The 13190-nt window shown below is 66.4% G+C and carries 13 protein-coding genes; 1 reads left to right on the top strand and 12 read right to left on the bottom strand.

Going from position 1 to position 13190, the window contains the following annotated elements; all coding sequences use genetic code 11:
* Positions 1 to 74: 74 nt before the first annotated feature.
* The 7 genes from FRZ44_RS24725 to FRZ44_RS24750 all read right to left on the bottom strand — a co-directional run bounded on the left by FRZ44_RS24725 (position 75) and on the right by FRZ44_RS24750 (position 5676).
* On the bottom strand, positions 75 to 1643 hold the full coding sequence (locus FRZ44_RS24725; RefSeq protein WP_225308435.1) for an APC family permease: 1569 nt from the start codon (positions 1641 to 1643) through the stop codon (positions 75 to 77).
* Between the two features lie 517 nt (positions 1644 to 2160).
* On the bottom strand, positions 2161 to 2514 hold the full coding sequence (locus FRZ44_RS24730) for a hypothetical protein (RefSeq protein WP_225308436.1): 354 nt from the start codon (positions 2512 to 2514) through the stop codon (positions 2161 to 2163).
* A gap of 11 nt (positions 2515 to 2525) precedes the next feature.
* On the bottom strand, positions 2526 to 3212 hold the full coding sequence (locus tag FRZ44_RS24735; RefSeq protein ID WP_151179693.1) for a hypothetical protein: 687 nt from the start codon (positions 3210 to 3212) through the stop codon (positions 2526 to 2528).
* Between the two features lie 120 nt (positions 3213 to 3332).
* The gene (locus FRZ44_RS24740; RefSeq protein WP_151179694.1) at positions 3333 to 4730 is read right to left on the bottom strand and encodes an APC family permease; all 1398 of its coding nucleotides are present in this window, start codon (positions 4728 to 4730) and stop codon (positions 3333 to 3335) included.
* Positions 4731 to 4733: 3 nt separating this feature from the next.
* Positions 4734 to 4904, bottom strand: coding sequence for a hypothetical protein (locus FRZ44_RS27180; protein ID WP_191908286.1), 171 nt, complete (start codon positions 4902 to 4904; stop codon positions 4734 to 4736).
* A gap of 24 nt (positions 4905 to 4928) precedes the next feature.
* On the bottom strand, positions 4929 to 5360 hold the full coding sequence (locus tag FRZ44_RS24745) for a hypothetical protein (RefSeq protein WP_151179695.1): 432 nt from the start codon (positions 5358 to 5360) through the stop codon (positions 4929 to 4931).
* Between the two features lie 28 nt (positions 5361 to 5388).
* The gene (locus FRZ44_RS24750) at positions 5389 to 5676 is read right to left on the bottom strand and encodes a hypothetical protein (protein ID WP_151179696.1); all 288 of its coding nucleotides are present in this window, start codon (positions 5674 to 5676) and stop codon (positions 5389 to 5391) included.
* A gap of 337 nt (positions 5677 to 6013) precedes the next feature.
* Here FRZ44_RS24750 and FRZ44_RS24755 point away from each other — a divergent pair, with 337 nt between their 5' ends.
* Complete coding sequence (locus FRZ44_RS24755; protein WP_151179697.1) at positions 6014 to 7639, top strand: ATP-binding response regulator; 1626 nt, start codon at positions 6014 to 6016, stop codon at positions 7637 to 7639.
* A gap of 75 nt (positions 7640 to 7714) precedes the next feature.
* Here FRZ44_RS24755 and FRZ44_RS24760 read toward each other — a convergent pair whose 3' ends face one another.
* The 5 genes from FRZ44_RS24760 to FRZ44_RS24780 all read right to left on the bottom strand — a co-directional run bounded on the left by FRZ44_RS24760 (position 7715) and on the right by FRZ44_RS24780 (position 13116).
* Entirely contained in the window at positions 7715 to 8374 is a 660-nt protein-coding gene (locus tag FRZ44_RS24760; protein ID WP_191908287.1) for a response regulator, read from the bottom strand.
* A 264-nt stretch (positions 8375 to 8638) separates the two neighbouring features.
* Positions 8639 to 9964, bottom strand: coding sequence for an iron-containing alcohol dehydrogenase (locus tag FRZ44_RS24765; RefSeq protein ID WP_151179699.1), 1326 nt, complete (start codon positions 9962 to 9964; stop codon positions 8639 to 8641).
* Between the two features lie 7 nt (positions 9965 to 9971).
* Positions 9972 to 11450, bottom strand: a complete 1479-nt coding sequence (locus tag FRZ44_RS24770) for a xylulokinase (protein WP_151179700.1) — start codon at positions 11448 to 11450, stop codon at positions 9972 to 9974.
* 45 nt (positions 11451 to 11495) lie between these two features.
* Positions 11496 to 12170, bottom strand: coding sequence for a HisA/HisF-related TIM barrel protein (locus FRZ44_RS24775; RefSeq protein ID WP_151179701.1), 675 nt, complete (start codon positions 12168 to 12170; stop codon positions 11496 to 11498).
* Positions 12171 to 12354: 184 nt separating this feature from the next.
* Positions 12355 to 13116, bottom strand: a complete 762-nt coding sequence (locus tag FRZ44_RS24780) for a DeoR/GlpR family DNA-binding transcription regulator (RefSeq protein ID WP_151179702.1) — start codon at positions 13114 to 13116, stop codon at positions 12355 to 12357.
* Positions 13117 to 13190: the final 74 nt, after the last annotated feature.

A 13190-nucleotide genomic window follows, 5' to 3' on the forward strand; every position in this document is an offset into this window, starting at 1 on the left:
TCAAACGAAAGCCGGCGGGATCGAGCGATCCCGCCGGCTTCTCTATGCCCGGTTCTTCCGACCGGCTGTCGGTGTCACCAGAAGATGAAATAGCCAAGCGCGCAGGAAGCGGCACCGCCGAGCAAGGCGAGATAAGGCAGCATCCCTGCCTTCTTCGGCCCGAGCTGCGTTTGCCCCGCCAGCAGCAGGTCCGAATACATATGCTCAGGGAACTTGCCCTTGTCGGTGACGTAGTGGCGGTAGAGGAAGAACGGCACCACAAGCGCCGCCGAGATGAAGCCTGACAGCAGCGTTCCGGCGCCCCAGACATTGGCGCCGGCGCCGAGCAGGAAGGCGTTCACATAGCCGAAGATGGTACCCAGCCCGAGCAGCCAGGTCGGGCAGCGCCAGGGGCGCCGCACATCCGGGTTGTCGATCCGGTGGATCCAGCCGGCATTGAGATTGAGGAAGTTGAAGATCAGGTAGTTACAGTTCGAGACCGCCAGCACGAAGATGTAGTCCGACATCAGCAGCAGGATCAGGTTGAAGCAGAGGTCGGTCCACATGGCACGGGTGGGGGCGCCATGGCTGTTCACATAGGCCAGGTATTTCGGGAACCAGCCGTCATGCCCGCCCTGATTGAGCGTGCGCGAGGAGCCGGCCATGGCCGTCATGATCGCCAGCATGAGGGTGAAGAACAGCAGGATCACCAGCACCTTGGTGATGAAGGGCCCGGCCTGGACCATCTCCGCCAGCGCCAGCCCCATGCCGGCGCCGGAATAGATGCCGGGGTCGAGCATCTTCTGGGTCCCGAAGAAGCCCTGGAACACCACCGGGACCAGCACATAGGCGACGATGCAGATGAGCCCCGAGACGATGATCGCGCGGGGCATGTCGCGGCCCGGGTTCTTGAACTCGCTCATGTAGCAGACCGAGGTCTCGAAGGCGTAGGCCGACCAGGCGGCGATGAAGAGGCCGCCCATGAAGAATTTCAGGCCTTCGCGGTCCCAGACGCCGGCGATGACCGAGCCGTTGGCGTCGGTCGCGAGCGGCGTGAAGGGCACGAAGTTCGCGCTATGCACATTGCCCGCGAGCAGCGGGATGATGCAGACGATGAAGAGCGGCAGCAGCGAGGCGATCGTCAGCAGGGTCTGGATCTGCGCGGTGCGCAGGATGCCCCGATGCTGGATCGCGAACACCACCAGCATGATGGCGGCACCCAGCAGGAAGGTCGCGTTGAAGCGCAGGGAGAGGCCGTCCGAGATGAAGCCCAGATCGACCAGCGTGACCTGCCAGGTCATGATGCTGGCCTCGGGCGCATAGAAGATCGAGAGCAGATAGCCCGCGCCCAGCCCCGACCCGATGGCGAGCACCGGGGTCCAGGCCAGCCAGTTCGACCAGAGCGAGAGCGGCGCCAGGATCTGGCTGTAGCGGATCCAGGCCGTGGCGCCATGGACCGCCGTGCCGCCGGTCTTGGACGGATGCAGGCCGGCGATCTCGGCATAGGTGAAGGCCTGGGCGAAGCCCAGCAGGACCGAGATGGTCCAGACCAGCCAGGCCGGCGCGCCGACCGTGGCCGAGATGCCGCCCATCGAGAAGAGAACCAGCGCGGGCACGCCGGCCGCCACGAAGACGACCTGTTTCCAATCGACGTCCCGCAACATCGTCGGACTCTGAGTGGTAGCGCTTGCCATGAGTGATCCCCCTAAAATGGCCGTTGGGCCCGTCGAGCCCGATTTGCCTGAAGCGGTGGCGCCGGTTGCCGGTCTTTCCCCGCCGGTCGAAGAATGATCAGGAGACGGCGCGAGGCCGCCTTCGCAATGGAGGGGGTTGTCGCGGCCACGACGTCGCGGTTCCCGCCCGTCACGGGCCGGTCCCAGAACCGACGATGCCTCGCGCATCCCCTCGACATGGATTCCCGCTCCGAAACCCAGCCCAAAACAAAACCGCCACGTCCGTTTCCAAGGAACGCGGCGGGCAACGGGATCACCGGGGTGCCGTCGGCACCTTGTGTCCCCTCGACTCCCAGGGCGTCAGGATCTTTACGTCCGAATTCGCCATGGAATCTGGATATCAGAGTGGCCCCGCCGACGCAACGCGGGCGCTTTCGATTTCTTCCCGATGAGCCAATTCGATACCGCTTTGGCCGGACCACGCCGGACGCAACGGCCTGACGGGGAATCAGGACTCGGCGTCGGGGATGGCCTGCTCCTGGCGGCGGCGGAAATGCCAGAGCTCCCAGCGCAGCCGGGCCTGCTTGTAGGCATCCAGGATCGACATCGCATAGACGAAGACGCCGCCGGCATAGCGGCCGAGGAAGGACTGGTCGGGCGAGGTCAGGTGATAGGTGATCCAGCCCAGGCTCAGCATCGAGAAGGCGAACATGAAGGCGCGTTTAGAATCGCCGTTGAAGATCTGCCCCACGCCGGGAAAGACCGACATCGCCAGCACGAGATAGGGATGGAAGGGCGGCTTCGCCCCGGGCCCGGCAGGCGCCGGCGGGTTCTTGGATCTTGCGGTCTGTGGCTTCGCCATGCGGGCTCTCGTCATGTGGAGCGGATCCGATCCGGCGGCGTGTCCCGGCGCAGTTCCTCGACAATGGCGATCGCCCGGTCGAGCAGGCGGCGGGCGAGCGCCGGTTCGAGACGCAGACGGGTGCCGAACTCCGCCTGGCGCAACACCAGATAATAGGGCCGTTCGGCCTCGGCCAGCTGATAGACCAGCCGCACGCCCTTGGGCGCCATCACCAGCTCCTTCATCTTGCTGTCCTCGAACAGCGTGGCCTGGCTGGCGATCACGGTGGCCGAGGGCAGGCCTTCTGTCCCATCGGCACTCACGCGCAAGCCGGCCGGATATCCCGCCGGCGTGGGCAGGCGATGTTCCATATGGCTGCTGGGCGAATAGAACTCCGTGTTGAGCGGGCGGGCCAGGAAATCGAGCGCCGATTTCTGCGGCAGCTCGGCCTTGACCGTCGCCAGCAGCCAGAGCGAGGGCAGCTTGCGCACGGCGACATGATCGACCAGCGCCTCGAGCTTGATGTCGAAGCCGCGATAGCGGCCGCTCAGGGCCGGATAGTCCACATCGTCCTGCTCCACGCGATAACGCTCGAACAGCGTCAGCACATTCTCGAACAACGCGCCGCGCTCGGCCTTGACCGCCACGCGATGACGCCGATGCATGACGATCAGGATGAGGAAGAACAGAACCGCCAGCGGGGCGGCGAGCCATGACATCGTGCCGGTCCGGAGCCTCAGACATGAAAGACAAAGGGCCGGCGGCAGAATTTCCGACGCCGGCCCCAGTCACAGTGGGAGGTAAGGCGGCCGCCGGCAAGCGGCGGCCGCTTGTTGCGCTCAATAGCCGAGCGGTTTCGGCCAGGCCATGGTGAACTGGTCACCGCGCCGGACGAACTGATAGCGGCGGAAATGGAACCAGAGCGAGGCGATGATATAGAAGAACATCATCGCCAGGAGCTGGCGGCCATAGCCCAGATAGACCGCGAAGAAGGTGATGATGCAGAGCGACAGCAGCACGGCCGCCGGCAAGGGATGGAACGGATGCTCGAACCCGCGCCGGATCGACCCGATCGGCCATTTCTTACGAAAGTTCCACATGTTGATCGGCATGAAGGTGTAGTTCAGCAGACCGGACAGGATCGAGAAGGTGATGATCTGCGCCAGCGGCACCTTGAGGGCGAAGATCGCCGCAATCGGAATCAGGAACACGATGGAGCGGTAGGGCGTGCGATAGCGCGGATGCACGGCGCCGAACCATTGCGGCAGATAGCGATCGCGCCCCATCGAGAACCAGGCCCGGGCCGCGTCGTTGATGCAGCCATTGGCCGAGGCGATGGCCGAGAACAAGGTGCCCACAAAGAGCGCCACATGCAGGAAGGTGCTGCCCGAGACACGCGCCGCGTCGAAGAGAGGCGCCAGCGTGTAGTCCCAGCCCAGATACTCCCAAGGCAGCATACCGACGCAGACATACCAGGTGAGGCCGGCCGCGATCAGCAGCGTGATGATACCCGTCATCGTGCCCAGCGGCAGGGCACGGCCCGGCGAGCGGACCTCTTCCGCCGCCTGGCAGGTGCCCTCGATGCCGAGATAGAACCAGATGCCGAAATGGAAGGCTGCGATCACACCGAGCCAGCCATAGGGCAGGTCGGTCAACAGCTCGGTATGCCGCATGATTTCATGCGGATTCCAGGGCTTCAGCCCGATGAAGAGGATGATGATGGTGAGGAAGGCCGCGGCAGTGATGACGAAGTTCACCGTCAGCGTCATGAAGACGCCACGATAATTGAGCCAGGCCAGGATGGCCAGGGAGAGCACGGTGAAGGGAATCCAGTCCACCGTACTGCCGAGCTCGCCGATGCCGATCTGGATCAACTGGCCCGCGACCTGGACGTCGCCCGCCTCGAGCATGGTGTAGGCCAGCACGAGATAGAGGCCGACATTGAACGCCATCAGCGGCCCGATCGTGTGTTTCGCCTGGGCATATTGACCGCCCGCGGCCGCCACGGTCGAGGTGATCTCGGAATCGATCATGGCGACGCAGGTATAGAGCAGACCGATCACCCAGCAGGCGATGAGGGCGCCGTAGGCGCCGCCCTTGCCCACCGCGTAGTTCCAGCCCATGAACTCGCCGACCAGCACGATGCCGACGCCCAGCGCCCAGACATGCGCCGGTCCCAGCACCTTCAGCAGCTGAATGCGCTGCGAGGACGGTGCAGCCATTGTTTGCTCGGCCATGGCTCAGTTCCCCTTCTTGGCTTCGCCGAAGAGATCGTCCACGCCCTCGCGCGAGCTCAGGAGCTGCGCTTCGCTGTAATTGCGATCCGTCTTCACGAAATCGAACAGCATCCAGGCGAACAACAGCGCCGACACGATCCACGCTGCCCATTCCAAGATTTGCCAGATATCCATGATGTTTCCCCCGGGGCTCCTGCGCTACTCGAACTTCTCGGCGATGACGTCCTTGTATTCGCGCCTGGACAAGACCAGCACAAAGACGAAATAGCCCAGGATGACCACGCCGGTCATGACGATGCCGCCGATATCGAGCGTGTAGTCGAAGGGCTGCGTGACGATGTCCGCGGCCCCCTCGACCGAGTAGCCCAGGGCCTGCCAGCGTTCCTGCATGGTCGGATTCTGCTTGATCGCTTCCCAGGTGAGTCCTGTCCAGGTCTGGGTGACATTGCCATCGGCATCGGCCGCTTCGGTGAGTTGCACGCCTTCGGGCAGCACCCGAACCCGCGATGGCACGGCGATGTTGAGCCAGACCGGCACGAACAGCACCGCGAAGACCATGACCAGCAGGCAGAGGACGTCAAAAATCTGTCCGCCTCGCCCTTGGCTCGGTGGATTGTATTTCTGCGCCATTGATTTCCCCCCTCGCTCGGTGTCGGCGTCAGCGGCCGGCGTCGAGATGTTTGATGTCGATCCCGTAGATATGTTCCTTGTCGTGGCTGTAATGCCGGACCATCGCGCCGATCGACGCGGTGTTGAACAGCAGCAGCACCAAGGCGGCGATCCAGGAGGCGATCCGGATGCCGTTCGACGGAATCATCGAGTTGACCGAGAGCAGCACGAAGGCGACCGTGGCCCAAAGCGCCACGACCAAGCCCCAAGCGAAGATCTTGTCGCGCCCGAACATGCTTTCGATGCGCGCAGACAGATTCTGAGCGGATTGTGCCATTGACGTTCCCCCTTGCGGTGGACCGGCCGCCCCGTTCGGGGTCGTTCCGGACCTTGTTCGGCACCGCCGGCTGGGGTCGTCGCCCGGCCCGGACTCCCCCGATCGATGGCCGATCGGTTCGCCGGAAGGCGCAATCTCAGTCCTTGGCGCCAGTCAATTAGGAATCTTCCGTTCCCTATAGGAAACGGTGCCCGCCGCCCCTCCCGATGTCCAAGCGTCATTTGGCTGAAGGGTATGCCCGTTTGAGCAAACTCTCCCCCGAATTGGGGAGAAAGCAGGCCCAACTGGACAAGAAGCGCCCGAGCGGTTCCACTGATCGGGAAGGGAGGGACAGACCATGCGGCTGCTTCGATCCAACGGCGATACGCCGCTGGCTGCGGCGTCGGCGGGCAAGCCGCAGAGCGGCCCGGCCGGCGCGGCCGGAGCCTCGCATCCTGTCCCCCTGTCCGAGACCGACCGGCTCTTCGAAGCCATCGCCAACTACACCTATGACTGGGAAAGCTGGCTCGGCCATGACGGCCAGCCGCTCTGGATCAACCCGGCGGTCGAGCGCATGACCGGCTACCGCGTCGCCGAATGCCTGGCGATGCAGGACTACCCGCTGCCGCTGGTCCATGAGGAAGACCGTGCCCTGATCGCAACGGTGATCGATCGCGGCGAACGCGGGGAGAGCGGCAACGACGTCGCCTTCCGCATCCGGCGCAAGGACGGCAAGCTGGTCTGGGCCGCTGTCAGCTGGCAGACGCTGTTCGACCGAGCCGGCCATTCCCTCGGATTCCGCACCAGCGTGCGCGACATCACCGAACGCAAGCTGTCGGAAGACGCGCTGCGCGATGCCCATGCCGAGGCGGAACGCGCCAACCGCGCCAAGTCGCGCTTCCTCGCCGCCGCGAGCCACGATCTGCGCCAGCCCCTGCAGGCGGCACATCTGTTCGCGGCGGCCCTGCGCATCGGCTTGCACGAACGCGGCGATCTGGATCTCCTGGGCTCGATCGAGGACGCGCTCAAGGCGGCCAACGAGCTGCTCGACGCGCTGCTCGACGTGTCGCGGCTCGATGCCGGCGTGCTGGCGCCGAAGTTCCGCGAGTTCGCCGTCGCCGATCTGCTCGATCAGGTCGAGACGGAATTCTCGGAAGCGGCGCGGGAGAAGCGGCTGGCCCTGCGCGTCCTGCTGTCGAGCGCCACGATCCACACCGACCCCACTCTGCTGGGCCGGATCCTGAGGAATCTGGTTTCCAACGCGCTGCGCTACACCGAGCGGGGAAAGGTCCTGGTCGGATGCCGGCGGGCCGGCGACCGGCTCGCGATCGAAGTGCTGGATACCGGCATCGGCATCGCGCCCGACAAGATCGAACGCATCTTCGAGGAGTTCTACCAGATCGGGAATCCCGAGCGCGATCGCACGCGCGGTCTGGGGCTCGGGCTGGCGATCGTGGCCGGCGTCGCCAAGCTGCTGGACCATCCGATCGAGGTGCGCTCCGAGCCCGGCCGCGGCTCGGTCTTCCGCGTGCTGGTGCCGCTCGCGCAATCGCTGGCGGCGACCGCGGCACCCGCGCCGACGCGTCCGATCCTGCCCGCATCGGCGGCCGCAGGCGCCTTGCTGCTGGCGATCGACGACGATCCCGATCAGCTCAAGGCCATGAACGCGCTCTTCGGCCGCTGGGGCTATCAGGTGCTGGTGGCCGATTCCGCGCCGGCCGCACTGGCGAAACTGACCGAGACCGGCCGCACGCCCAGCGCCATCATCGCCGATTATCGCCTGCGCGACGGGCTCACCGGGGCCGGCGCCATCGGCTATATCCGCGAGAAGCTGGGTCAGAAGGTGCCGGGGCTGATTCTGACGGGCGACACCGAGCCCGCCCGCCTGGCCGAGGCCAGCGCCTCGGGCTTCGAGCTGCTGCACAAGCCGATCGAGCCCCATCGCCTGCAGGACGCGATCGAAAGGCTGTTGTCGAATCGCTAGAGCCTGATCGTCTCAAGTCGAATCGACTTGAGACGCGAATCGGCCTCTCGTTGCTTGAACGGCGCGCGACCGCCGTCAATGAACCGGGCGCGCGGGCTGCCAGCCCAGGCCGGCGGCGACCATCGCGGCCTGCGTGCGGTTGGCGACGCTGAGCTTGTTCAGGATCACCTTGATATGCGCCTTGACCGTGCTTTCGAGCAGGCCCAGATCGCGCGCGATCTCCTTGTTGGATTGCCCGGTCATGAGCAGCCCCAGTACGTCGCGCTGACGATCGGTCAGATGGGCGAGTGGATTTTCCGGCCCGCCCTTGCCGATCGGCCCGCCCACGCCCTTGAGTGCCCGCTCCTGCAGCAGCTCCGCCGGCACATAGGTTTCGCCGGACATCACCAGCGACAAGGCGTGTTTGAGCGCCGCGTCGTTGATCGTCTTCAGCACATAGCCGCGCGCCCCGCGCTCGAGCGCCTCGCGGATCCGATCCGAATCGCTGATCGCCGAGACGATGACGATCGCAGCGGAGGGTACGGCGGCGCGCAACTGCTCCAGGCCCGACAGGCCCTCCATGCCCGGCATCCCCAGATCGAGCAGCAGCAGGTCGATGGCCGTTCGCTGCACGACCTCGAGGGCAGAGACGACGTCGCTCGCCTCCTCGATCTCGGAGTCGGGATAGAGGCGCTGTAGCAGCAGGGAGAAGCCGCGCCGGAACAGGGTGTGATCGTCGGCGATGAGGATGCGCATTGAAGATATCCGTTCACAAGCTGCAGTGCGCCGTTCGATCGCGATCAAGCGGCAAAGTTGCAAGGCCGCGTGCAGCATAGCGCGTGAAAGCCGCGCCGCAACAGAGCGCCTGAATTCGACCCAGGGGGCATGTCATCGGCAACGTCAGTGACGCTGGCCTTTGCGCCAGCCGTGGGATGAGTTTAGCGAACGACCTCGATGTTGCGCTGCACGCAACATCGACGGCGTCCGCTAGCGGTACGGAATTGGTCCGGAAGTCCGTTGTTATTCGGCGCCGGGTTGCGAGTGGCTCTCGCGAGTCGCGAACTCCTCGAGCAGGCCCGCATCGCCCGCGAGATCGAGTGCTGTGTAGCGATTGCGGGTCTGGCGCGCGCGGATCAGCGCCGTGCGGTAGAGCACCGCGGACCAGCCGAGATCGAAGGCGCGCCGCGGCGCGCCCGTGACCACCAGCGCCCGCTCGAGCGCCAGCACCGGGCGCATCACGCTCTGAAGTCGCGCCCGGATCCGGTCCCAGTCCTGCGCCAGCCGCGCGGTGAGGAGTTCCGCCTTGGTCGTGTCGAGGGCCTTGCCGTCCCATTCCCGGCGGCAGGCCTCGCCGCGTTCGACGCCGAAATGACGCTTCAGATCGCCCTCGGCGATGGCTGTCGGCCGCAGCACCGGCGGCGGTCCGTCGAGCAGGCGATGCTGCAGCCGCGCGAGGCTGAGCGTGGTGACGCCGATCTGTTCGCCATGGAAGGTCTCGGGCAGCCGCTCGCCCTCCATCATCTCGACATAATGCGAGACCAGATGCTCGCCCTGGCTCGCGGGATAGCTGCCATTGCAGATCACCATGCCGAGGCCGGAGAGCACCAGCGTGCGCGCCAGCCGCGTCATGGCCGCGGCATTGCCGGCGATGAGCGCGCCGGCCTCCTCGATCAGCGCGTTCTCGTCGGCGGCCAGCAGCGCGAAGGGCGCCTCGCGATAGGGTGTCCCCAGGAGCAGATGCGACAGCAGCCAGTCGGCCTGGGCGGTCGAGCGGCAGAGCGAATCGCCCAGTCCGCTGCGGATCATGCGCCGGGGCGCCGCGGCCAGCACCGAGAGATCGAGAAAGACCCCCACCGGCACCTGCGCCGCCAGGGATTTCTTGAGGCCGCCGACCGTGATCGCTGCATTGGCCGAGCAGTAACCATTCATCGAGGGCGCGGTGCCGAACACGGCATAGGGCTTGCTGTCGAGGAAGGCCGCATATTTGCAGAGATCGTTGATCGTGCCGGAACCGACCGCGATCAACGCATCGGCGCCTGTCGTCGCCGCGCGAATCGAGGCCACGGTCGCATCGTCGGCATGGGGGCGGTCGGGCAGCGCCACGCGCTGCAGATCGGCGATGCTCCCCAGCGCGCGTTCGACCCGGCGGCCGAGGATGTCATGCGTCGTGGGGTCGCTTACCAGCGCCAGGCGGCGCCCGAGCCCCAAGGGCTTGAGCAGATCGGCTTCCTGGCCCGCGAGGCTCGGCGCGATCGCGACGCTGCGCAGCGGCACCGTGACCGCGGCGCCGGTCTCGGGATCGCGCCAGCGTCCGGCCAGGAGATCGGCGATGAGGGAATCCGACATCGCGATCCTACCCGGCCCCGAACATCGGCTTCAGCGACTGGAAGAGCTGGCGATAGCGGCCATGCGCTTCGCGATAAAGCCGGTTGCGATGCGCATCGGGCTCGATCGCGAACCCGGCGGCGCCCACGAGCCCGGCCGCGCTGGCAAGGTCGGGCAGGACGCCGGCGGCGACGCCGCCCAGGAGCGCGGCACCGACCGCGCTCGCATCGGCATGGCGCGCCCGTTCCGCCGGCAGGCCGGTCACGTCGGCGCGGATCTGCGCCCAGAGATCGCTGCGGGCACCCCCGCCCAGAAGCCGCAGCCGGTCGGTCGCGACATTCATCGCCTTCAGCGCCAGCACCACGTCCTGCAGGCCGAAGGCGTTGCCTTCCAGCACCGCGCGCGCGAGATGGCCCGGGCCATGCGACGGCGTCAGGCCGTAGAAACAGCCGCGGGCGCCCGCGATCCATTCGGGTGTCATGGCGCCGCTCAGGGCCGGCAGGAACAGGAGCCCGTCGGCACCGGGCGGTACCGCCGCCGCCAGACGATCGAATGCGGCGAAATCCGCGATGCCCAGGGTGGCGCGCAGCCATTCGAGCGCGCCGCCCGAAACCCAGCCCGGATTCTCGATGTAGTGGAATCGGGCGCCCACATAGCGATGGGTCTCGGTCAGGGCCGAGGGATCGATGCGCGGCTCGCGATCGAGCGCGCCCACCACCTCGGCGGTGCCCAGCACATCGGCGACGATCCCGGTCTGCATCACGCCGCCGCCCAAGGGCGTCGAGAAATCGTCGCCGGTTCCGACCGCAACCGGGATCCCCGCCGGCAGCCCCGTCAGCCGCGCGCCTTCGGCGTTGAGGCAGCCGGCCTTGTCCTCGCTGCGGCGCAAGGGCGGCAGCAGCTTGGCCTGAAGCTCGAACGCCGCCATCAGCTCGGGCAGCCAGTTGCCTTCCGCCAGGCCATAGACGAGCGAGGTCGAGGCGAGCCCGTGATCGATCGCGCGCGCTCCGGTCAGGCGCTCGACCATGTAGGTCACGGGCTGATGGAACAGGCTCGCGGCCCTGCCGGCGTCGGTCTCGTCGATCAGCCAGCGCATCTTGGGCGCCATATGCGTCCCGTCGAGATTGGCGCCGGTGAGCGCACGGACGCGTTTGCTGCCGAGGCGGTGGCGGACGCGGTTCAGCGAGGCGTCGGCGCGCCGGTCCATCCAGATGAGAGCCGGGTGAAGAAGGTGACCCTTGGCGTCCACCGGTATGCAGCCATCGAGCTGTCCGGCAACGCCAAGGGCCGCGACGTCGCCGGGCTTGCTCCCCACAGCAGCCAGCGCGTCAGCAATGGCGGGCCCGAGAGCATCCTCCCAGAGCCGCGGATCCTGTTCGGCCCAGCCGGGCCGAGGGAAGGCGATCGAATAACTCCGTCTTCCGCTGCCGAGCAGGGCCAGACATTCATCGAGCAGCACCGCCTTGAGGCTCTGGCTGCCGAGATCGATGCCGAGCAAAAGAGCCATGGGCGATGAATACCCGTCTTTCCCGCGGGCGATCCTTGTCCGGCGTCAGGCGGTCGCCGCGCAGGCCTCGAGAATATGCTTCAACTGATTCGTCAGCAGACCCTGTCGCGGATAGAAGCTGCAATCGAGCGCCGCGGTGCCGATGGTGAAGAGATCGGCACCGGCGGCCGCGATATCGCGAATGCGCTGCGGCGAATTGATCGAGCCCGCGACGATCACAGGGCGGTCGGTCGCGCCCCGCGCCGCGCGAATGAGATCGAGCGGATCGGCCTCGGTCGCGCGATAAGCCAGAAGATCGACGCCCGCGCAGCCTTTCGCCACCGCGTTCCTCGTGTCGGCCGCCACGCGCGACGGGCTGCCGCCGAGCTTGGTCGGATGACCGATGGGGATACCGGGGAACGGGTAATAGCCGGTGCGCGAGCCTTTGAGCAGCGGCAGGATCAGATCGATCTGGGTACCGCCCAGGAGGTAGTCGACACCGAGCTCGACGCCGATGCGCGCCGACCGAAGGCAGCTCTCCTCGCTCGTGCTGACCACTTCCATGTGGGTGGCCCGGCCGTCGGCCTTGAGCTTGTCATGCAGACGCTTCAGCGTCTCCGGCGCCACGCCGACATCCTTGAAGCCGACATGGCGCAGCGGCAACGCACGGATCGTGTCGTAGAGCTCGACGCAGTCCTCGATGGTCTGGTCGTCGCGCGTCAGCATGAAGATGAAGTCCATGAATTCCTCTTTGTCGGGCCGGCAGAGGCGCGAGCCTGGGGCGACGGGAAATCATCCCGCCCCACGCGAGCCCCGGGAGACTAGTCGGGCCGGATCATTTTCACAAACGAAAATATCAGACCGAGTTGTGATCGAAATCGAACATGACGGGACGCCGGCAGAAACCCGAGGAAATCCGCGGCCCTCAGCGGGCCAGCAGGAGCCTCGTCTTGCCGCGCTTGATCAGGGCCTTCAAGGCCGGCGGCGGCGCCCGGTCGGTCACCAGCAACTGCGCCTCCTCGAGCCGGCCCAGCCGCGCCATCGCGTTGCGGCCGAATTTGCTGTAGTCGGCGGCGACGATGGTCTGGCGCGCATGCTGCATCATCGCCTGCGACACCCGCACCTCGCGCACGTCGAAATCGAGCAGCGTGCCATCGCCGTCGATGCCGCCCACGCCCACGATGCAGTAGTCGGTCTTGAACTGGCCGACGAACTCGACGGTGGCCTCGCCCACCAGGCCGCGCTCGCGGTTGTTCATCACGCCGCCGGCCACCAGCACCTCGAAATCCGCGTTCTCGGCCAGGATGTTCGCGGCATGGAGATTGTTGGTGATGACCTTGAGGGCGCGGTGATTGAGGAGGGCGCGCGCCACCTGCTCGGTCGTGGTGCCGATGGTGAGGAAGATCGAGCTACCGTCGGGAATCTCCGCGGCCACGGCATGGGCGATGCGCTTCTTCTCGGCCAGCTGCATCACCTGGCGCGCCTGGTAGGCGGAGTTCTCGATGCCGGACGGCAGCCCGGCGCCGCCGTGATAGCGGCGCAGCAGCGACTTGGCACAGAGCCGGTTGACGTCGCGCCGGACGGTCTGCGGCGTGACCGAGAAATGCTCCGCCATGGCATCGATCGAGACGAAGCCGCGCTGATGCACGAGGGCGAGGATCTGCTCCTGTCGGTCGGCTTCGGTCATTCGGGGACGCTTTCGGTTGCTCCCGCGAAGGATACAACGCGAGGGGAGGCCGCCGAAAGCCACTCCTGAGCCCG

Origin of the sequence: Hypericibacter terrae, from assembly GCF_008728855.1 — a bacterium.
Lineage (GTDB): Bacteria > Pseudomonadota > Alphaproteobacteria > Dongiales > Dongiaceae > Hypericibacter > Hypericibacter terrae.